The sequence below is a fragment of the Lysinibacillus sp. FSL L8-0126 genome (genome assembly GCF_038630385.1).
Taxonomy (GTDB): domain Bacteria; phylum Bacillota; class Bacilli; order Bacillales_A; family Planococcaceae; genus Lysinibacillus; species Lysinibacillus fusiformis_D.
This window is the reverse complement of sequence record NZ_CP152028.1, coordinates 2449728-2473288: the sequence shown is the minus strand read 5'-3', so window position 1 is coordinate 2473288 and position 23561 is coordinate 2449728. Positions and strand designations below refer to the sequence as shown.

At 33.0% G+C, this 23561-nt stretch carries 14 protein-coding genes and 2 pseudogenes; 4 read left to right on the top strand and 12 right to left on the bottom strand.

Annotation, left to right across the window (positions count from 1 at the left end; all coding sequences use genetic code 11):
• Positions 1-156 precede the first annotated feature (156 nt).
• On the bottom strand, positions 157-765 hold the full coding sequence (locus MHI34_RS12070; RefSeq protein WP_036122895.1) for a TetR/AcrR family transcriptional regulator: 609 nt from the start codon (positions 763-765) through the stop codon (positions 157-159).
• A gap of 534 nt (positions 766-1299) precedes the next feature.
• On the bottom strand, positions 1300-2148 hold the full coding sequence (locus MHI34_RS12065; protein ID WP_036122898.1) for a pyridoxamine kinase: 849 nt from the start codon (positions 2146-2148) through the stop codon (positions 1300-1302).
• Positions 2149-2326: 178 nt separating this feature from the next.
• On the opposite strand from MHI34_RS12065, the gene MHI34_RS12060 reads away from it, so the two are divergent.
• Complete coding sequence (locus MHI34_RS12060; protein WP_036122901.1) at positions 2327-2881, top strand: ECF transporter S component; 555 nt, start codon at positions 2327-2329, stop codon at positions 2879-2881.
• 136 nt (positions 2882-3017) lie between these two features.
• Positions 3018-3458 carry a cell wall hydrolase gene (locus tag MHI34_RS12055; RefSeq protein ID WP_036122904.1) on the top strand — a complete coding sequence of 147 codons (441 nt, stop codon included), beginning with the start codon at positions 3018-3020 and terminating at the stop codon, positions 3456-3458.
• A gap of 236 nt (positions 3459-3694) precedes the next feature.
• Here the strand turns inward: MHI34_RS12055 and MHI34_RS12050 are convergent, their stop codons facing one another.
• The 3 genes from MHI34_RS12050 to MHI34_RS12040 all read right to left on the bottom strand — a co-directional run bounded on the left by MHI34_RS12050 (position 3695) and on the right by MHI34_RS12040 (position 8866).
• Positions 3695-4609 (bottom strand): hypothetical protein, encoded by a 915-nt coding sequence (locus tag MHI34_RS12050; protein ID WP_058844805.1) that lies wholly within the window; start codon positions 4607-4609, stop codon positions 3695-3697.
• 404 nt (positions 4610-5013) lie between these two features.
• Positions 5014-6270: an MFS transporter gene (locus MHI34_RS12045; RefSeq protein WP_058844804.1), complete on the bottom strand. Its 1257-nt coding sequence runs from the start codon at positions 6268-6270 to the stop codon at positions 5014-5016.
• A gap of 991 nt (positions 6271-7261) precedes the next feature.
• A complete protein-coding gene (locus MHI34_RS12040) occupies positions 7262-8866 on the bottom strand; it encodes a hypothetical protein (protein ID WP_058844395.1) in 1605 nt (534 codons plus the stop codon).
• A gap of 1221 nt (positions 8867-10087) precedes the next feature.
• On the opposite strand from MHI34_RS12040, the gene MHI34_RS12035 reads away from it, so the two are divergent.
• On the top strand, positions 10088-10666 hold the full coding sequence (locus MHI34_RS12035) for a hypothetical protein (RefSeq protein WP_036122920.1): 579 nt from the start codon (positions 10088-10090) through the stop codon (positions 10664-10666).
• Between the two features lie 290 nt (positions 10667-10956).
• On the opposite strand, the gene MHI34_RS12030 is transcribed toward MHI34_RS12035, so the two are convergent.
• From MHI34_RS12030 to MHI34_RS12015, 4 genes and pseudogenes are all read right to left on the bottom strand, one after another.
• A complete protein-coding gene (locus MHI34_RS12030; RefSeq protein WP_036122923.1) occupies positions 10957-11139 on the bottom strand; it encodes a hypothetical protein in 183 nt (60 codons plus the stop codon).
• 290 nt (positions 11140-11429) lie between these two features.
• Positions 11430-11666, bottom strand: a pseudogene (locus MHI34_RS12025) (transposase); the annotation flags it as partial.
• 527 nt (positions 11667-12193) lie between these two features.
• A complete protein-coding gene (locus MHI34_RS12020; RefSeq protein ID WP_342503484.1) occupies positions 12194-13480 on the bottom strand; it encodes an S-layer homology domain-containing protein in 1287 nt (428 codons plus the stop codon).
• A 578-nt stretch (positions 13481-14058) separates the two neighbouring features.
• Positions 14059-14208: a hypothetical protein gene (locus MHI34_RS12015; protein ID WP_186436198.1), complete on the bottom strand. Its 150-nt coding sequence runs from the start codon at positions 14206-14208 to the stop codon at positions 14059-14061.
• Between the two features lie 715 nt (positions 14209-14923).
• Here MHI34_RS12015 and MHI34_RS12010 point away from each other — a divergent pair.
• Positions 14924-15601: pseudogene (locus MHI34_RS12010) on the top strand (IS30 family transposase); the annotation flags it as partial.
• Between the two features lie 452 nt (positions 15602-16053).
• Here the strand turns inward: MHI34_RS12010 and MHI34_RS12005 are convergent.
• The 3 genes from MHI34_RS12005 to MHI34_RS11995 form a co-directional block, all read right to left on the bottom strand.
• Entirely contained in the window at positions 16054-20844 is a 4791-nt protein-coding gene (locus MHI34_RS12005) for a DNRLRE domain-containing protein (protein WP_342503483.1), read from the bottom strand.
• 727 nt (positions 20845-21571) lie between these two features.
• The gene (locus MHI34_RS12000) at positions 21572-22360 is read right to left on the bottom strand and encodes an HNH endonuclease (RefSeq protein ID WP_342503482.1); all 789 of its coding nucleotides are present in this window, start codon (positions 22358-22360) and stop codon (positions 21572-21574) included.
• Entirely contained in the window at positions 22353-23498 is a 1146-nt protein-coding gene (locus tag MHI34_RS11995; protein ID WP_342503481.1) for an AAA family ATPase, read from the bottom strand. Before MHI34_RS11995 ends, MHI34_RS12000 begins: the two co-directional genes overlap by 8 nt.
• Between the last annotated feature and the right edge of the window lie 63 nt (positions 23499-23561).

Here is a 23561-nt window from a genome sequence, read left to right as displayed (position 1 = left end):
CTTTCTAAAATATTGGTAGCATGGTCATCTTTTAACCACCTTATATTCATCTTATCAAAAAGTGACACAGTGTCAATATTTTTTAAAAAAAGAATTTTTATGTTTTAAAATTGATTTTTAATACATAAAACAGAAAAAACCTCCAACAGGGGGAGGTTAATCAGTATAGAGGCCTTTCATATAAAAATGTACCATTAATTCTACATTTTGCTCGATTGAGACATTTGGGTCTTGCAAGCAACGCCAAAGGAAACTCTCATTAATGTGATACCACATATTTGCAACATCTTTGGCATTTAGATGGGCGTATGCAATATTATTATTTTGCACATATAAAATATCTTTCTCAATATGATCAATAAAGTGTTGCTGAACAAGAGACCATTTTTGACGAATTTCCTCTGAGCTCCCTATTGCCTCAAGAACCAGCTTCATGAGCTTCTCGTTTTCTATACCTTGCTTATTGAATGCCTTTACCTGGAATGTAATTTGCTCTCTTGCTTCTTCCTTTGATTTCGGAACAAAGCTTAACTTCGCAATATTGTACATTTTTTCAAGAAGCGAATCGATTATTTCTATTAAAAGTGCATCTTTATTGGAAAAATAAACATAAGCTGTGCCATGCCCAACACCAGCTTCCTTAATAATTTGCTTCATCGTTGATTTCTGAAAGCCCAGTTCGAAAAATACTTTTTTCCCAGCCTCAATTAATGTCCTACGCGTTTCATGAGCACGGTCTTGTTTAATTTGACTACGATTCTTCATAATACACCAACTTCCACTTTCTCATTATACAGTGATAAAAAATAACAAGGTATTACATGAGGTTGAACAGAACCAAAGCCAATTTTGATTGTACTTCAATCAAAACTGGCTTTCCTTTTCATTATAACATTTTTATTATGACGAAATAAGAAGAAACCTTTTATTACAGCACACTACGTTTTTTCTGCACCCTAACAACACTTAACTTCCCAAAACGAGTAAGCTCACAATCGCTTGTTCAAAATATTTTAATACAAAGTGAAAAGAGAAAGATACACTGCTTGCACACGATTAAGTAATAAACTTAGCTAATAGAAATTAAAAAGGCTGCCCATATCAAACTTATAACCTCAATTGTATTTTTTAATCTTTAACTTTAAATTCTACGCACATTATTTAGTCACAAATAGTGCCCTAAAATAAAAGCGGCGTGTAAGCTCATATTAGCCCCCTCGCCACTCATAAATTTATCAATCCTTCAAGAAAATCAAATGACCCTTTTTCAAATATCCAATAGAGGAAATCAATAATAATCTAAAGTAGCATGCGTAAAAACTGTTCAAAATGTACGCCTGCCTCGCGTGGAACTTGCTCCTTCGATGTAGCTTCGATTGCGGCGGCTAAAAATGTCTCTGCCAGCTTCATAGACTCCACTAAATCTTGCCCACGCATCATGCCGCCCATCACAACGGATGCAAATAGATCACCTGTACCTGAATAGCTCTCACCGTTATAGTTGCGAATACTATGGAAAGACCGCTCCGCATCGACAAACATATTGCCAACATAACGCTTGCCCGCAGCTGCTGTTGGTGGATTCAATCCAGTAATAATGACGTTCGCTCCAGTCGCCTGTTGTAGCTGTTGTCCTGCCTCTTCAAGAGTCTGAATATACTCGATATCGTTTTGATAGCGCTGTAGCTTCTCATACGACAAACCTGTAAGCAAGCAGCATTCCGTAACATTTGGTGTAATAATGTCAGCACACTTCACTAACTCTTTCATTCGATCAAGTAACTCACCCGTAAACATTTTATAAACCTCGCCATGATCGCCCATCACTGGGTCAACAAGCAATGTCGTTTCATTGGCGTGAAACACGTCCAAAAAACGAAAGATATTATCGATTTGCTCCTTCCCTGTGACAAATCCTGTGTGAATGCCATCAAAGGTAGTTCCAAGCTTGCTCCACTCATCTACAAAATAGTCCATCTTTGACGTTAAATCCTCACAATAAAAACTCGAATACCCTGTTTGCGCCGTTAAAATAGCTGTTGGAAGCGGTACTGCTTGTACGCCCATTACAGACAGTACAGGTATCGCAGCCGTTAACGAGCACTTCCCAAAGGATGACATATCTTGAATTACAGCAACTTTTTTCATCATTCATTCCACCTAACTCATCCTGCTTATACTTACCTCATCGTATCACAATTAGAAAGATGCGAAAATAACCTCAATCTGACCTCTAATTTTTTTATAAAATTGACACTTTCACAACAGTCAGTCCTTTGCTAAAGTAAAAATCATCAAAATATTCATCATAGTGAGGAAGAGATAAATGCAAAATATACAAAGGCCATCATCCTTTACAAAATCACGCACGAAAACATTTGATTTAGTCATTACAGCTATTTTAGCAGCACTTGTTTTCGTAGCTACCATGTTCATCAATCTTAAGCTACCGATCGGGCAAGGTGGACTTATTCATTTAGGGACATCCATGCTTTTCATTTCAGCCATTTTATTCGGACCTAAAAAAGGGGCACTTGCTGGAGCCATCGGAATGGGTTTATTCGATATCGTAGGCGGCTGGTTAATCTGGGCACCGACTACTATTATTTCACGTGCATTACAAGGCTTCATCGTTGGTAAAATCGCCTGGTCAAAAGGACATACAGGTGATAATCTTGGGCTGAATATTTTAGGGGCCGTCGTATCCATGCCTGTGATGATTGCCGTTTACTATGTGGGGCAAGCCATTATGTTCAATAGCTGGATTGCACCGATGGCATCCATTCCAGGAGACGTCATTCAAAACTTTGTAGGCTTAATGATCGCCATTCCAGTATGTGTTGTACTGAAAAAAACACCTTATTTTAAAAAGAATTTTTAATCTAAAGACGCCATCTTGCTGTTTTGTACACTGCAATGATGGCGTTTTTTTATTGAGTAGTATGAAAAACAACGAATTTCTAGATAAAGCGAAACTAGCCTTGATCTTTTTCATACTATAGGGTGGAGGTGTAAAAATGCCAAGAGTAAAATACCGCGATGCAGACGTTGCTTTAATGGCAAGGATGATGAGAGCTGAGGCTGAGGGTGAAGGACAACAGGGTATGCTATACGTTGGCAACGTCATTGTCAATCGTGCAGTAGCATCTTGTTTAGACTTCAACGATGTTAGAACCATTGAACAAGTTATTTACCAGGTACAAGGTGGAAATTATTCTTTTGAAGCCGTTCAAAAAGGCAATATGTTTTACCAAAGAGCGAGAGAAACCGAAAAAAGATTAGCGAAACAAAATTTAGACTTCTGGCGAGATCATCCAGCAAAATATGCACTCTGGTACTTCAATCCATATGCCCCATGTCCCCCAACATGGTACGGCCAGCCGTTTACTGGTCAATTCAAAAATCATTGCTTCTATGAACCAGCTCCAGATACTTGTGAGAGTGTTTATATGGGATAGGGTAATATTTGAGTTCGCTACGCATTTTTAGTTATTCCTATATTAAATAAGGAAAAACATATTATTGACCAATGAAATAAAGGGGAACAATCTAAAACTTAGATGTTCCCTTTTTGAAATTGAGTTAGGATCATTCAGAAGATGGAGCACCAACGTTCAAACGATTTTTATACATTTACGAACAGTAAATAATAAAATGCATTTGTGAAATTGATTTAAACTCCTAAAAGAATTATTTAATCTTGGAAACTAGTTAATATACCATCTTCAAAATAAAGATATTGCCCGTTTCCATAAACCCATTGTTCATAAGACCCGTATTCTGTTACTGTTCTATTAATATCATAAGGTGCGCCCCATAGTGATGCTAATACTTCGTCATATGTCATTCCAAGTGTAGGATTCATCCCCCTTGCATTTTCAATTTTTTCATTCATTACTTTTTTTTCTTCAGCTCTTCTCTCCATTGTATATAAATTACTTCGATATTCATGTTCTATCCATCCCCAATCATTTAGAGTTATTGGCCCAAACGATGATGGATTGGCATAAGACGTATTTGTTATTCCTGCTACAATTTCATCCCTCATTCTTCCAAAGTATTTAGGATTTACAGCAAGTGCTAGTGCTCCTGAAGCCTTATAGGAATTCTGATCGGTTTGTAAATATAAAGCATAATTATACATTGCTAAAAATTCTTCATTGTCTTCTAGTACTTTTGTATTTTCATATAGTTCTTGAACTTTTAGGAAATCTTTTGTTCTGACTGCTTGTTCCATCTCATCTAATTTTAACTTTTTCTCTTCTTCTATAATTTTTACAACCTTATTCCAATCTTCACGATTCAAAACGATTCTCATTCTGTTATATTTAGATCCCAAGAATTGTACATTTTTTTCCTGTATTAATTGATCTACAAATTTTGTACCAACTGCTCTAACTTTATCAATTTCTGATTCTGATACATCTAAAGTTTCCATTTCAACTAAAAGATCCTCATATTTCCTTTCTTTTATAAGTGTTTCTAATGTTAAAATCTCTGCCTCAATACCGCTTTCCATATTTTTTTCTTTTATAACTTTTTCATCATTACAAGCAGACAACATTAAAATGAGACCAACACCGATTGCAATATGTTTAACTTTTAACACTGTTCATTACCCCTTTACGCTTTCCCCATTATGTAATATTGCTATTGAAAATCTTTTGTTCTTGAATGCAAAAAATAATAACGATCCATTGGTACTATTCTTATGTATCAATCTTTTCATAAAAAATAAATCCTACTCAGGGGAAACATCTTTTTAAATACCTAATTATGAAATATGTTACAAAAAGCTCAATATATACATTTTATATTTCTATGTAATTTTAATCAATAAGATAGTAAATTTATACTGTAATGATTACGTTGAAGGAGTAATATGGATTCGTTTTGTACAATAAAAGGGAATTACCTTTAATACAGGTATTCCCTTTCGTCATTACATTATGGCGCAGTTTTATTCACCTTCGAAATCTATGCTCTGTTTATAAGTAGGATAAAAGGATGTTCTCAACCTCCTGTTTCCACACGCCTTTCCTTAAACAACATCACCCCAATTAAGCCCATAACAGAGAATGCGACTGGCGAGATGAAACCATAGTAATATCCATCACTGATGTTACCTGAGGCAGACTGAAAATAATCCAAAATATAGCCAAACATAATGGGTAATAATGCTGCACTTAGAAAGCCCCCTGTATTGGCAAACCCCGAAACGATACCTGATTCAGCTAAAGGGAAAGTTTGGCGAACAGCTGCAAAAGTCAAGGCACTTGCACCATATCCAAAGCCGATGATAAAGAACAGGACAATGAGCATGAAAATGGATGGATGCCCTTTCAATAAAAGAAAGGCAAACCAACTCACTAAAACTGCAATATGAACAACAATATAAGGCTTTTTAATCGTTCCTAACCAACCTGCAACCCAACTCGTTAACGGAGCTCCCATCAGTGCCCCAATCAATCCAATCATAATGAGCTGGCTTGCCTCAGCACGTGTCATCTCATACATATTGATCCCATACGGAACAGCCCACGAGCTGATAAAGCCAACATAGCCTCCCACAACGCCAAAATGACAAAAAAATAAAGCCCACGCTTGTCGACTCGAACATATTCTGCGTAATAAAACAGAGGTTTTTTCACGTTGTACTTCTTCATTTACAACGACTAATTCTTCTGCAAAAATTCGTTTTGTAGTTTTCACAAGCACAAAATAAAGAAGCACTCCACATAAGCATAATAAGAGCCCCGTTGAAAAAAATGTGATCCGCCAACCAAATAACAGGATCAAAGTCGCAAAAGGGACTGTCGCCAATAAGAAACCAAGACTCCCGGTCATCCCAGCAAAACCAATTAATCGGACAAACTCCTTTTTCTGAAACCATTGCGCCAAAATGAGCACCATATTCACCCATATGGTCGCATCCCCTACCCCAGTAAGCATTCTAGAGAAAAACAGTACGAATTCATGTGTACCTAAACTATAAAGAATTGTACCTAATCCTGTAAGGGCAGCACCAACGATAAGAAAAAAATTCGGCCCAAACCGATCCGCTAAAATCCCCATCGGAATCTGCAAACCTGTATACACAAAAAATTGTATACTCGTCAATAACCCGATCGTCGATGCTGTCACACCAAAATCCTTCATCAATTGGTCCGTAATTAACCCTGGAGCAGTTCGCTGACTTGCCATTAACAAATAGGTAAACAATACAGCAACAAACACAACCCATCTGTACTTATGATGTTGTTTGTCCAATAATCACTACTCCCATTAGCTTTTATTTTATGTATATGAATTTTAGGTTGGGGAGAAGACCTTCTATTTGAGGTAGTTTTGAAATGAACATACATGCTGACATTACATTGAAAGAAAATGCACCTAGCCTAGACTAGGTGCATTCCATAGTGTTGAAAAACAAAACCATCAATAGACTTTTTGTGAAAGGTGAAAATAGATTTCCGTTGCAGGCTACTTGCTTTCCTGTGGGCGAGCGCCGAGCCGCTTCCTCCGCTACCGCTCCGTGTAGGGGCTCGCCTGTCTCGCTATCCCACGGGAGTCAAGTAGCCCTCCACTCCAATCCATAAAAATATTTCTTTTTAGTAAAGGTTTTCAAATAAAGGGAAGGTGTTCACTACTTTTTATGAAGAGGTGTGTCACGCATCACTTCTCCATATTGAAAATAAGAGTTTATCCCCTCTAAGAATACAGATAGTGGGCTATTTGATCGCTCTACTACTATGAAAAAAAGTAAAGACACTTTGCAGAATGGTTGATTGGAGTGGAGCCAGCGTCACTCCTAGGGGATTTGGCGTCACAGATGAGATCCTGGAGCGAGCGTAAGTGAGTGAAGCGGCTCATCGGACGCCCCCTGGAAAGGGCGCTGGCGGAACGGAAATCAACCTCTCACCTTGCAAATTTGCTTTTTCTGCCGTTGACATCATCTTTTTTCAACAACATGAAATGCACCTAGCCTAGACTAGGTGCATTCATGCTATATTATATGGCTGGAGGTTGTGCTTTACTCACATGTACTTTAATGAACCAACTAGTCTCTTGAAAAATATTTTACTGGAATCATTAACAACTCACCGTCACATTTTCTGTAAAGTATTTATTACTTAAACAGCTAAGATATTATGTGACTTTATTAAGCTTGTCCGAAAGAATTGAAATAACAGGATTTCCATATTAAAACTTCACAAAAAAATGGAACTTTTATACTTTAAAATCATCAAATAAAGCTTTTTTATTTCTGCAAATATGACTTTAATTCATCATTTTTTTGTTCCCAATCTAATAAATAATTATATGCTTCTTTTATATTCATATACATAATTTTACTATTTTTAGCTGTGCTTAAATCTCTTCTCAGTTGTAATAAATTTTCAAACTCAACTATATTATTTCCTGTTTGATCATTATATTCATAAACTTCAAACTTACCTAATAAGTTTTTGGTTACTTCATATTTAGGATATTTGATTATTTTGCCGCTATATAACGCAAAACAGAATAAGATTAAACAACTTGAAATTATGATTTGTATTATGTGAATAATTCCAAAGAATATACCTTGATCAAGGGAATATGATACATTAAATAATTGTGTAGCGAAACTTCCCAAAAACAAATTAATTATATTTTTGACTTCAATCGAACTACTGCTTAAATCATTCACTAAATAATAATAGGTTACCTTCACAATGAATGATAGAAACGCAATCTCGATTAGACTTTTTATTATCAGTATTATTCTATCCATTGAGTTTAAAGAAGACGACTTTATGCGATCCGAAATTACATCGACAAAAAACGCTTTTAAAATCTCATATCCTCTCATTAAAAATCTTGTGGAAATAAACAGAAGTGACATGATTAAAAATGTTAAAAAATAGTCATTAGAAACTTTCAATAACAATAATGCTGTTGCGAATACAATTACTGTAATATAAAAACTTATATATAAATTCATACTATTACGGCGTTTAATTATTTGCGCTCTCTCATTCGCAATTTCTCGCCTACTATATCTTTTTCGCTTAAAAAAACTAATCTCTAATGATGAATAAAAGCCAATCTTTTTATCAACAGTAAAATATTCAACAAACAAAAATTTTTTCTCTAAATCTGCTATTAAATATTCAAACTTAATCGTTCGATAAAATACCCAAATTATAATAACCATCATACTTATAAAAGAATATGTAGCCGTAAATAAATCCATCATTACTAATAATTTTTTATATTCTATAGGAAAATTACAAATGACTATAAAATCCAAAATGATGGTAATTACTAGACTTATAGCAATGATTTTAAATGTCTTTACATATAAATATTTCACAAAGAGAAATGATATTAACAAAACAATGATAATTAGTAAAGCTGCGTTCCAATCAAAATTAAAAATTAGCGGCAATAAAAAGGGTACAGTATATAGACCTTTTATTAAAATCTTTTCCAACGAAGAGATATAAGTTAAATTATGTTTCATTAGTTTAAATAATAAGGTAAATTGTCTCAATAAATCAGTATTTAAAATTTTCATTAGAAATAACACAAAATAATATATTAATAATAACAATATTAATAACAATATTACTTCATTAACAAACGATATAATTTTCGTTAATAATGATAAATCCAACTGATTTGAATCTGGATTATATAAACTTTTAATGTTTTTATCAACAGAAGTGAAAAACTGTTTATCCTTCAATAAGGAAAAAAATCGAATTTGATCGGTAAAATCCACCGTTTTAATAGCCAAAAATAAAGTGAACACAAATGCACTAATAATAATTATAAATTTCTGTGCTTTGTGTAATCCTATAGGTTGTTTCCTACCCATTTTTAACTTCCTCCAATTCTAAGTATTGCTATATAAATTGCTCTCTCCACTTTAAAGACAAAAAAATACTTTTCGAAAAGTACATACTCACTACTGATTTTTTAATAATCCATTTGAAAGCTATGCTATAAGCGGAACCATGAATAATATAATTACTTATTTTTAACACATATTATAAAAACAAAATTTTGATATAATTTACAATTTACATAGTAAATAATCATAAAATAACCAAAAACAATTTAAGTTTTCAAATATAGACCGCCCCCTAATATATAAGGAATTTTGATATTGTTAATAAGCTGAAATTATAATTAAAAAGTATGCGGTAATCGCAAATATTGACATAGAATTAGAAATTACAATGCATTGAGCTTTTTCTAATTGTCTTAAATCCTATTTAGAAAAAACTCCGCTTCAGTAATCCCTGTATATAGCTAGTAATAGGTATAAGTAAAAGTTTTCATCTAATCTATAAAGTTATTTTGTTTGACTTGGCATACTAGAAAACATATAGTGTTGAATCGTTGTTTATCCTTGATAAAGAAATCTTGTATACTCAATAAAAATTTCTTCTAAAGATCCATACACGTTATCTGTGGTCAATCAATAATTCAGGCGGATTATTGCTATCATTTAATTTTCAGTTTTTCATTTATCGTTTTTATAAAAGGCTACCTCAATATCTATTAATGTCAGAGGAGGGCTCGTTTAAATACCGACATCGCCACATTCTACCTACTAAAAATTAAAAAAAAACGGGGTTTCTTCATATCTTCGGCATTTACTTAAAGACTATCCATGCATTTGGATATTAAAACTAAACTGCTCTCTATACTCACACTACAGAAGAATTAGATAATTAGGGATAAGTTACCACTTAACTACCACTATAGTATATAATAATTTTATAAGTTAAGTTTTTATATTTAATGATGTAATGTGGTTTTATGCAAAATTAAACCAAAATGAGATGTTAAATAAAAGAACTTTTTATTAACAATATTAAAAGATGCATTTAAAAAATAAAGCCTTTAATTTACAATAAATGCCAATAAATATATTTAATGAAGCGTTTAGGTATGAATCTGATATTATGTTTTTCATCAACAATTAGGAATGCTTATTTTTGAAGTAAAATCCTATAAATTCGATCAAATAAAAGATGTATTTAGGGCAGAATGGTTATATTTCAAGGCATAATTTGGGGGTTATTGAAAAATGAAAAAGAATAACGTTTACAAAGTAATAATTGCAATTTTAACATCTATTATAGTGATGGCTATTGTAGTTATAGGGTATCTCTTATCAACCAATGGTTATCTTACAGAGAACAAACAAGAAAGTTTGAGCCCAGAAGGTGAAAATCCTGAGGTGATAGAAACCAAAGAGGTAGAAGCAGTTGAGGTAATAAACAAGCCAGCTACTGATAAATCTTGTCTATCACCTGAATACGCAATTGCTTTAGACGAAATGTATGCTAATTACCTTGAGTTTAAACGAGTGGCACTTAATGAAGGTGGATCACTAAATTTCGATAACGCAATCAACGCTTATAACGGCATCACACAGAACTTAGCTACATCGGTCCTTATAACTAAAAAAACGGCTTATGACAAAGAAGTATATAAAGTGGTGAACGAATGGGCTGTGGATGCTTCTAACGTCTCGAATGACATGCTGGGATTCATTCAAGGTACGCTGGAGCCGACTGACTTTAATTTAAATGTCTTCAGAGCTTCGTTTGATGATCTTGATAACTTCTATGGAAATAAACTGAAATGGGAGAATTGCCAATGACTATGATGTCGAGAAGTGAGTAACTCCTAATGATATATGCCCAGTTGGGAGGTCGAAAAATTATTCTCCGTCGCTGGTGAAGCGGTAGGATGTCTTAGCACAGTGAAGGATAATAATAAATATAGTGGTGATGGTTTTTATTGTTGAAACAGAGGAAATCAAAGCTAATGTTTAATAATATATGAACTATTAGAACAAGCTCTTTTTTAGACTTGTTCTTTTTATTTTTCTACAAACTCTAATTTGTCTATAAACACTATAAATAATATGATAAGTATGTAAGGTACTACTCACCTTACACTCTGTCTCTGTAAGCAGTACGGAGGAGGAATTACTTGGACGAGAAACTCCCAAATCAAAGAGTATACATTAACTGCTAATGATGCTAAATCACCCATTGATTTTATAAAATCTGCGGTTTGATAAGCGCTTGTAAAAATTGAAATCGGTTCTTTTACATCCATTTGATCCACTGTTCACCCCCTCCTAACTGCTGTTCCTGTTCATGTGCTTCTTGCACTTGGGCAGCATAGTTTTCGATTGAATGGTACCACCCCCAACAATTTTCACCGTTCCCTTAACTAAGGTGGCAGCATATTTAGCAATCGTAATACCTGCGCTAATGCTGAAGTACTCGCCTATGTCTAACAACATTCTGAAAGGTCCGCCAACTGCACTTTATTTTCTCACTAACAGCTAAAGGCGAGCAAGTAGCCGTTTATATCAGGTTCGAATGTCGATTAAATATCATAAAACTACTTTACCTTTTCAAATAGCCTACAAATGATGAAACACTTAATTTTGGTGGGATACTTATCAAATATGAAAATGATAAGATAGGCGGTTGTTTCAATAAATTCTACACCTCATATAATTGGCGAAGAATTCTATCTATAACTACTTTAATTTGACCATAAATAATTTGCCTTCTATACTTTATTGCAAAGACGATGTGATACTTACAATTCCATGTTATATGTGCTAAACTTTTATTATCCATTTGGATCCCCTTTCGTACGAAGTCGTTTGACCAGACCTAGATTCATTGTACGGCTGGGGATTTTTTTCTTGTCCATAGCTAAAAGCTTATTGAAACTACTCGTATTGTAAGAGGCTTTCAAAAGAATATAAAAAAAGAGCCTGTTAAACAGACTCTCGTTTCCTCTTCATAATATGGCTGTCTTCACCTCTTTAATTTTTATCGATGATAATAGCTTTCTTCACTACTCAATAACCGTTTGCTATATTTTTTTACTCTTTTCTTGTTCTTCAACTTGCCATTGTTTAATTTGTAGCTACTTTTGTAATAAATTATCAACTTTTATAGTTCCTCTTGCCTTTGGATTGTCTTCCAACATTAAAAGTGATCGATATCGATATGTGAATTATTTCAATCCATTTTTACAATGGGCATATCAATATCGTTTACAAAATAATTTTCATATTAGCATCAAAATAATTCCTATGTAACTATACAACCTTACTATCCATTACTTTCGCAAACTTAATTTTACCCCTTATTCTACTCTATTTATTTCTCTCAACAATCATCGCCTGGCTTCCCAGTTCTTTATAGCTTCTGAAAAACTTCTCGGCATTATGTGAGACTCTTCCTTTTAGCGGATTCATCACATGAACGGTATTATTGAGCTCATTATATCCAACTAACACAACAGCATGTAGATTAATCGGTGCTTTAAAATATTCCTTTGTATCACTGAAATACCAAGAAGACGATACTTTTGGCGTACTTAAATCCAAGGTTACCCAAATGACTACTGGAACGTTATGATTAATTTTCTCATAGAAAAACTCTTTTTCCTTGCCGCTTACATCAGTTGCTGTATATTTAGTCGTTCTTCCAACGAAAAAATTTTCAGCAGCCGCAACAATGGGAGGTGCATAAGAAAAGAAGCCTGTCTCTAAACGAGGGTCACCTGCATATGCCTTATAAGGATTCGGACCGTATCTTTTATTATTTTGATAGGTAAATGATTCCTTTGGTAAATAATTATTGGCCATTTCCATTTTGTTTGTGGAAAATCCATAATAGTTTAAGACAGCTGTTAAAGAGGTTATTTCACAGCCATTTGGCAATTCTGGATTTTGCTTAACAATTGGAACCGTTATGTACATTTTATTTAGCTGAGGTTCTTCTACAGGAGCTTGCGCTTTTGGCGGCTCTGGTGCTACACGATATGTTTCATCTAATAACCTCGCCATCATCACGGCAAATTCTGCTCTCGTTAAAAAGCGTTCTGGTTGAAACGTCCCATCCGCAAAACCAAAAACAATTTCATTTTTCACTAATGCCTGAACAGACGAATAAGCCCAATCGTTCGGTGTAACATCCTTAAATTGAACTGAAGAAAGACCACTTAATTCAAAAGCTCTTGATAGAATCGATGACATTTCCTCCCTTGTCACAAATGCGCTCGGTTTAAATTCTTGCCCCTTTACAACATCATCAAAAACCCCTTCAGCCATGACGGCAGAAATGATATCGAAATGAGCATCTTCATTTTTTACATCAACCAACTGTGGGTCAGGTCGATCGATCACACTATATCCCTTCGCTCTCGTAACCATTAACGCAATTTGTAAACGCGTTAATTGATCATTAGGTGCAAAACTCCCATCCGGACTTCCTTGAATAATATTTTGTTGAGATAAGTATTGGATTTCCTTTGCTGCCCAATGCTTTTGATCCACATCGTTAAAAATCATTTCAGCTGCATAAACATTTGATGCAAAGTAAAGATTATTAATCGCAATCGTTAAAACAACCATTAGTAATAGTATCTTTTTCCTCATATAACGCTCCTCTGTTTTCAAAAATAATCATATTTATACTAAATTACAATAATTATATTTTCTGCATAAGAGGATTTTGTATCATAATAGGAGCTTAGTAAAAAAGGGGGGCATTTTGTAAAAATTTCACTGAATTTTGCTATAGCCTTAACACACTAAGTCTACAATAAATACATTCATGCTATATTATAATGCTGGTTGAGGTTGTTTACTCTAGTCGACACGTTCTCACCTTTGCAATTGAGGTGGGTTAATTCATTTTACTTCATTCATAAATTCTCCAAACCTTTTTACGATTTCTTTTGCTTTAGTATGGTATAAATCATGATTTCCTTCAAATGTCATCACTTTTCCATACCAAATCTTTTATTTGTTTTTCCAATGAAGATGTCTTCCCTATGACAACAAATAAAAAATGCTAGGTGGGACAAGAAATGTCAAAATCGAATAATGTAGAATGGATAACTGATGACAAGTTTTCTGTCACCGAATCTACAATTTAGGAAAATAATGAATTCTACCGTCAATATCAAAGAAAAACATAGGGAGATATTAATCTTCCTATGTTTTCATTCATATTATTGATCGGTTTGTTCTTGCTTCTTTTTCAAATACTCTGCACGTATTTTCTCAAGTTGCTGCTTTTTATCGAATTTGGCTGGCTTGTGTTTTTCATGATACTTAGCCACAGCTGCCTTACCTTTGGTATCCAATTGATATTTCCCCACTTTGGTTCACCTACTTTTCCTGCCTTTAAAGAAATCTATTCAACAAATATAGTATACCCTATTTTGTTGATGTAAATCTTTTTCCTGTAGTAGTGTACCGCTTAACCTTAATTTCAGTAAAAGCTTAGTAAATAAATCATAGCCAAATGTATTTAAAATATCTGTATCTGCACACATTTCAGATGATGTTACCTTTATTCTTATTTATGTGACGTAAATCATAAAATTTCCGTTCAATAAACGATGTAGTTTCCACGCATTAATACAAAAGAGCTTTTCGGGAAAATCCCATTCCAAATTAATATAAAACACCCAGATAAATTATAAAAGTTCATAAAATAATGCTTCCGAAACTCCAAATTCGACTAGAATTTAAACTTTTGGAAGCATTATGTTTGATATTTTTATTTTAGGAAATCTTATGGTTTAATCCACTTTGTAACCTAAACTTATTACCACTTCTATCCAAACTCGTCTAATTCCTCCTTCCAAAAAAATACTTTTGTTACCTAATTCCCTTTGGATTTTCCTATACTTGGATAAAAACCTTGGTTATGTAGTGTGGTAGCAGCAACTTCTATTTCAGCTACAATTTTAGCTATTCTTATTTTTCTCAATTCAGATGAGTATGCTTTGTATCGCTTAACAATTTTTTCGCATAAATCTGGCGCATTCTTTCTAAGCATTTTTTTCGAAATAAGCTGTTCAAGAAAAGTTGCGGGATACTTGGTCACCTGAACAAATTGTCGGCCGCTTGTATCAAGGACATCTGCGTTTTAAAACCATCTATCGCTGGATTTAGGATGGTCTTTTAGAAGTGCCTATAACCGTTCTCCGTCAAAAAGGTAAGCGTCAAAAGCCCCGCGAAACAAGGGGTAGATTTAACATTGGTACACCAATTTCTAAACACCCAAAAGAAGTACGTAAACGTGAAACCTTTGGACATTGGGAGTTAGATACAATTGTATCTGGACGTGGGAAAGCAAAAGGTTGTGTAGCAACATGTATTGAGCGAATGACACGGTGGTATGTTGGCTTTTTGATACCAGATCGCTCAAGAGCAGTACGTCTTCTTCATACTAAATTACCAAAAGGCACTATAAAAACAGCCACAACAGACAGAGGTAAAGAATTTAGCTGCTATAAAGTGTTAGAAAAAGACTTGAAAATTGATGTTTATTTTGCGGACGCATATTCTTCTTGGCAACGCGGAAGTAACGAAAATGGAAATGGATTACTTCGCGAATTCTTCCCTAAGCAAACAAATTTCGAAGAAGTATCACCAGAAGAACTTACAGAACCATTAAACTATATCAACAATCGACCAAGAAAATGTCTTGGTTGGAAAACTGCAAACGAAGCTTTTAATGAGCAATTGTTGCACTTAATTTGACAAATCATCGTATAAAAAAAATAAAGCTGACTTTAATAAGCCAGCTTTACCCACCATTTACTGTTTATTACCTCATGATTACAAAAATGTGCATAAGTAATATACTATGATTTTCTATTATTTATTCTTACAATTTGAACTCCAAATACAATTGAATTGTAATAAAAGTAATTAATACTATCACAATCCACAGGTTGTTAAGCCACTTTGAACCTGTTTTATTATTTATTTTTTTATAATGGATTAAATAAAGCTCAAACATCCAAAAAATCCAAATAAAAATATAAATGATATAAAAGTTTTGTTTTGTAGTAAATATTACTGTAAACATCATTAAAAATATACAATACAAAAATACTCTCATTGAAAGAAATTTTATCATTAAAAATTGAATTATAGGTTAAAGAACGCCTATATTTCCCCTTCTTTTTACTGTAGTAATCTTATCTATTCTACCAACCATTGAAATAACCATTTTTACGTTTTGCATCTCTTCGATCGAGATAATCAAATAAAATTTCACCTGGGCTACCTATATTAACCAAGAAATCGGTAAACACAACTAAACCTGAAATTATACCACTTATCACTAAATTAGACACACCTCTTCTTTGAAGAGATTTTCTAATACTTTTAGCGAATATATGTTTCTTAGCTTGGGCAAGTTGTTTGACGCTTTTCAAAAAGAGTTTACCACTGACTAAGCCACCCAAACCAGATACAGCAACCATTAAAGCCATATTTATTAACGTCGATAATATTTTCTTAGAATTCCAAAGAGCGTTTTTCCAAGATTCCCCATCAGGATCCACATTCATCACTGGATTATTATTCGCATAATTATAGCCATTTAATGATAAAGGATTCATTGTATTTCCACGTAAAGGATCTAACGATAAAAACACACCTGTATCTGGATTATAATAACGCGCCATCAAATAGTATAGTTTAGTATCTTCATCATATCGATATCCTGCATAACGATATGGGTTAATAGTTGCCATATTACCTTTTTGGCTCATAATATTTCCCCATGCATCATACGTGTATTCTGCAACAATGTCACCCTTTTTATCTGTTAAGGCTAATACATCTCCTCGATAATTCGTTAAGTAGTAATAAGTTAAGCCCAAATATGTCATTGTTAAAGGGGAACCATTATCGTTATAGGTATAGGATTTGGTAATAACTCCACTTGCATCTTCTTCAAACAAGACTTGATTTGTCAGACCATTATAACGATAATACGTTTCACCATTACTATCTTTACTATATACACGACGTCCGTTTTCATCATAACGATAAGATGCAACTGTTGCACCTGTTGGAGACTTGATTTCTGTTAATTGATCAAAGGCATTCCAAACATATTGGAATACACCATCGTTTTCTACATTTCCGTTGGCACTTACATTATAAGTCTTATCACCAGCAGTCTTCATTTGATTCGCATTATTATAACTATAGCTGGTTGTAGTTGAACTACCGTTTTGCAAAATAGTTTTAGAAGTACGGTTTCCTACTGAATCGTATGTGTATGATATGGATAAACCATTACTGTATTGTTCTTTGATTAGCTGATTTAAAGGGTCATAAGTGTAAGTGACTGTTCCATCATTATTCGTCACTTTAGTAATTTGCTGATTTTTATCATATTCATATGAATTTGTACGCCAAATTGCTTCACTATTTGTTTTCAAAGTTTCAGTTTGTAACTGATTCGCCTTATACTTATTTAAAATAACTGCACCATTTACAAAAGTTGTGCTCTCCAATAAGTTGTTTTTGTTCCATATGAAGCTTGCTGATAATTGCCCATCGAGTGTGACATTGGTTGTTTGACCATTTTCATCTGATGCATACTCAATTGTATTTTGGCCAAATTGAATTCTTGCTAAATCTTTTTCATTTTTGTAAGTATACATAATCGAGCGATTTACAGGTGCGTTAATGTCTACTCTTTGTAATAGTTCATTTTCTGATTGTGTGTACGTAACTTTTTGATTATTTAGAGTATGATTTGTCACAGTAGTGGATAAACCATCTACTTGTGTTGAAAACTGATTAACCCCATTTACTTTCACAGTCTGTGTATTAGTATCACTTGAAGTTGTATAGGCGATTTTTTCATCTGATGCTTTGATAATCTCAGTTAATGCTCCGTCAGCATTATAATTATAAGATGTTACTTTTCCCTCGGCGTTTGTTTCTTTTTCTATGGCATTTTGTGCATTATAGCTGAGAGACATTTGTTTTTTACCATCAGCATTTATCACAGATGTTAAATTACTGTTGGCATCATACGTATAAGTCGTTATTTTCTTTGCAGCATCTTCTACTTCTACTAATTCATTTTTAAGATTGTAGCGATACCTAGTTTTCCCCTTTTTTCCGTCTTCATAAGAAAGGATATTTCCATTAAAATCAGTTATAGTTTCAGTTGTGATACCTAATTCAATATCTTGATAGGTTGTTAGTTTTTGATTATTCTCATAGCTTGTACTATACGTTTCGATTTTCCCATCCGGATATTTTACTTGTGTCAAATCCCCATGGCCATTATACATATAGGATGTTGTGTCTCCCTTAGGTGTTGTGGAGGTTTTTAGATTACCATTCTCATAAGTGTTGGTAGTTGTTTGCTGATTGGCGTCTGTCTGAGTTAAAAGATTACTATACTCATTATAAGTATAGGATTCTATCCCACCTTTTGAATCATTAGTGCTTAATAAATTTCCCTTTGTATCATACTCAAATTTCTTAGTATAAGTAGATCCATCTGAATAAATAACATTTTGTGAAAGAACATTATAGCTATTGTCATCTAGTGTATAGGTTGTTGTGTCCCCTGAAGGATCAAACATTTTCGTTACATTAAAATTGTTATTTAAACCATAGCGTGTAACAGTACCTTCTGGGCTTGTAACTGTCACAATATTGTTTGTTCGATCTAAAGAGTAATTAGTGATAGAATCTACTTGACCGTCTAATGAAGGTTCTTTTACAGATACTAAATCTAATTCACTATTATATCCATAAAGCATTATTTTTTGTTTACTATCAATGATTTTCGTTAACTGTCCATTAGTCGTGTAATAGAACGAAGTAGGTGTTGATGTAGTGTCATCTTTCTTAACCAGTACTCGTGTTAAATAACCATCAGTATACGTATACGTTATATCCTGTTTATTGTATTTTGCATTTGTAATAAGCCCATCAGTATAAGTTAACAGTAATTTTGTGCCTAGATTAGTACTGATAGAAGTAAGCTGATTTGATGTATCATAATTATAAGTGATTGTATTGCTATTTAAATCTTTTTGCTCTGTAATATAGGCTACTTCAATATCTGTATCACTAGTGCTTTCTCTAACTTTAAATGTTGTTGTGATACCAGTTTTGCTAGTCAGTTTAAAAGTGTACTTATCCACCATAACCAAACTATCATAATTACCTGCTGGTGCAATATACTTATCTCCATCCCATGAGTAAACATAGACCGTACCATCTGCATCTTTATATTCGACATTAAAATATTTATTATTATAAAATAATTTCTCTGAACCTGTAAAACTCCAACCATAGCCAAATGAAGATTTTTCAAAATCCTTACTATTATACGTTCGAGTAAAATCTAAACCAAATCCTCCATAGTTGAATAAGCTAAAATCTGTGTATTGAACAACATTATTATTTGTGCCTAAATTTACATAGTTCGTTCCATTTGAAATATCATGTGTGGCATAATCCCAATAATCTTCTAAACCTAAACGGTTAGGTGTTTTATAAGTAACCACAAGTTTTGGTTTATAGGCGAGTGGGTTGGTTGTGCTTTCACTACTGATGAATTTTTTGTAAATCATTGTACTTTCTGAAGTGCTTTTTAATAATAAACCAAGATTTGATTCTGGATTATATAGCCATCCGCTCACCATACTCGTTGGAATAGACCATCGTTTAATACCTTCTTCTACATTACTCGGTACTGAAGAGACTCCTGTAACAGTTGAAAGAGGCGTGGTATTATAATCTCCCCCTACTGTTGTCCAGCCTCCTGCTGTTGAATAGTTATTCCATGTTGCTGTATTTTCATCCCATGAACGTTTCATCGCATGCATACTTAAATTAATAGGAGTTGGATCATTAGTTGAAGATAGATAAAGACTTACATCCGCAGACATAATAATGCTTTTTTCTGGAATAGGTGTTACATCAAACTTCAATAAACTTCTTACAATATTTCCGTCTGTGGCTGTACCTGTAGCTAATTCTGTGTCATTTCCTCCGGTTTGCGTTGGAAACTTTTTACGAATTGTTGTATCCACCATTTTTGAGTTTCCTTGGATACGTACAATTGTTGGATCAATGACAATAGGGTATTGTCTTTTAGTATCCTGTAGCCAAGCTGTATCTGGAGTTAAATCAATCCATAACGTATTGTTTTCTTTTCTTGTTTTTAACGTGATATTATAAGATTTTGCTTCCTCTGGTATAGAATTTGTACCGTCAATAGATTGAAAGCCTACAGGTTTATAAGCATCATACATAAACGGAGCTTCTATAACATAAACCAACTCACCCGTTTTAGCGTCGTTTAAATGGATTTGATTATTAATTTGTTCATATGTCAAACTTTCAAGGGATAGCTGATATGAGAAGGTTTGTGGTAACCCTTTTTTGGGCTTTTTGTTAATTATAATATCTTCTTTTACAAAGTTTTCTCCAACAGAATATGTAGTGGAAATATTATCAAAAACATTTTGGTACTCAATTTGGTTATCTGTAGCAACCCCGATAACCTCTTTAGCAGGAATGATTTCACCTTTTTGTTCCATTTCTTTTAATCCAATATTAAGGATGTATTGGTTATCTGCTACTTGTACGTTGTTTGTTTCCTCTTCAAGTTTTTCATCAAATGTCACAGCAAAGTTATTGCCTTTATTTTCAAATTGCCCTTTGCCATTATTTCTCTTTTTTTGTAGGTCGTTATCAATATCTTTCCAGTTACCTTTACTATCTTTAAAGTGAATAGGCGTTTCATATATTTCAGTTGTATAAGTACCATCAGAATTGTTAAACGTTTTAGAAGTTTGCGTCCGTTCTCCTACTACTTCAGTTTTTTCGTTTCCTTTCGTATTTGTTTTGGGAGATTCTTTGGCAGCCACACTTGCAAAATTCCCAAAAGGAATAAAGGCAATGAACATTGCCAAAACAATCAATTGAATGAATATTTTCTTTAGCAATTAGTTTCCTCCTAATAATTGTGTTTTTTCAAACATTATCTATTATAGACAGACAATCACTATTAAGATGGTGCTAAACTATCTATTTTTGATAGTATATTATGGATAAAAATAGTCATAAAAACCTATCATCAATAACAAGAAAATAACTAAATCTTAAAACCTTTTTGGTAAATAAACAACAGAATAAGATAATTGCAATATTGGCACTATTTTCACTTCAAAATAAAAACCCTGCAGTATATTACAGGATTTTAACTCAATCTTCTTAGTTCCTTATCAGCTTCTCTACAAGCACATGGTCCCCTAATGAAAAAACACTTTCCTTTATCGAGGAGAGCGCCCGATTGCGGTATCGTTTTCAAAATCAAGCATAAAACTTCCAAAAATAAAATAAAGCATAAAGTTTCCAAACGAAAATTTTATGCTTTACGTCACAGACATTCATTGAAATCATTTGATTTCTACAAAATGGAGACGTCGGGAGTTCAACCTACCTCTCCATAACATTGATTTAATAAACTTCAAAAGACCATAGATAAATTTTGACGATATTTTGACTACATTTAATAAAAATGTGTTGCGGGAGCAATTGATTTATTTAGGAGATTCTTTTCCTAAATAAAAAATCGGAACTAATTTAATATTTTCCACTCTAAATTAGTTCCTTTTCTATTTACAAGTCTGTGTCCTATTTTTTAATTTTCATATCGATTTTTAAAGCATGTTAATTTGCTGTTAATTTCTCTTTAAAATAATTTAAAAATAAAGTTTTATTTGTGGAAAGTGCATTTATATTCAATTCATTTACAATATCTAAAAATTCAGGATCCCAACGATTATGCTCTTTCAAAAAAGATATTATTATCTCAAATAAAGGAGAATTCGTTAAAACCGTAGAAACTGTACCCGCATAGTCTTCATCACTTAGACCTTCTTGAAATATACCTTTGCAAGAATTCGCAATTCTATTTAACCTTCTATTTGATGGATTCTCATTATACTCCAAAATTTTCTGATAAACATCTTCTAGTAAATTTAAAACAGCATCTGAAATTTGTTGTCTAACTAATACCACTTTACTAGAATCATTCAAATTAATTTCTTCGATTGTATTTTCTCCAGCTATAGTTACAGGTCTTAAACGATATAAATCCAACATAATATGCTCCTTAGGGTTATCAAGAGCAGGATTAATAAATGGATTTAAGTATGTATCGAAGTCACCCTTATTAACATTACATCGCTTACAAATAGGTAAAAGATTGTCCCAATCAACAACATTTTCAGGATATTTTATTTTAGGATAATAATGCTCTACTTCTAAATAATTTGATTCTATCTCTAACTTGCATTCACAATAAACACATTTCTGATATGAACTAGCTAATAATGCTTCCTTTATGAATTTTTTTTGCCATACTGATTCTTTCGTTATTTTGTAAACCTCTGTAAGTTCTTTTTGTAATTGGCTTGTTAACTCTACTGGACAATCTAATTTATTAATTTTAATCATATTTATATCCCCTTATACTTGCTACCTGTAAACTCAATATTTTTCCAATTGGATTGTTTGGATGTAAAAAAATCTTTAATTTATTTAGATAAAGTTCAGCTGATTTCCCATCTAGAGTATCTATCGCATGTTCTATATTACTTACTAATTCAGAATATAATGTCGACCTTGTACTTTTTAATCCCATAACATCTTCTAATATTTCCTCTATTGTCCATCCTTGATAACCATAATTAGAATTGCTTTTATGTACAATTGCCTCACAATTTCCACTAACATTTTTTATAGAAATTACTTCTCCTCTTTCTGCTGATTGAACAATATGTGGACTATGTGTTGTAACTATGATTTGCGCGTTAGGTACTAGCCATCTTAAAATATCCAATACTTTTTTCTGCCATTCTGGATGGAGGTGTAAATCAATTTCATCTATCAATATAACTCCATCAAATTCATTAATATTTTTATTAAAACTCCCACATTCTGTAGCTTTTTTTATAATTTCTAAGAAAATAATTAAACATGATAAGTATCCTGATGATAAGTCCGTAAGATTCAATTCTCCGTCTATGGTTTCGACTAATATTTCAAAATTGGGGATGTTATTTCGGTGAGTTACATAATTTCCTTTTCTTATATTATCTTTAACCTTAACTCTACTAAACTTTATACTAGAATCTAATTTATTAAAACACTGAATTGCTAATCGTAAATCGTCATACTCTGATACATCCAAATTTTCTTTTAAATAATTTTTTCCAAACCAATTAACTACATAAGTAAATTTATTTCCCCAAAAATTATTGTACTGAGTTCTAAATATATTAAAGTATAAGAATTCTTTACCTGTTTTCCCATCAACATATCTTTTTTCAATATCTAAATCTCTTTCTTTGAAGTAATTTCCAAAATCTGATTCACCATAAATGTAATAGCCAGATTTACCCCACACTAAATTTTTTTTTAATCGTATGTTAATTCTTTCATTACTTTTTAAGGCATCGTGAATACATTCTAATATTGTAGTTTTCCCAACCCCATTAGCTCCACATATAATATTTAAAAAAGGATTAAATTGAATCTTTAAATTCCCTATTCCATTGATTTTATTTATGTCTAATCCCTGTATTTTTAACACTACATTCCCTCCTTAAAGCAAATAAAATGGTTCTTCACCATAACTTGTGGTTGATTTTCTATT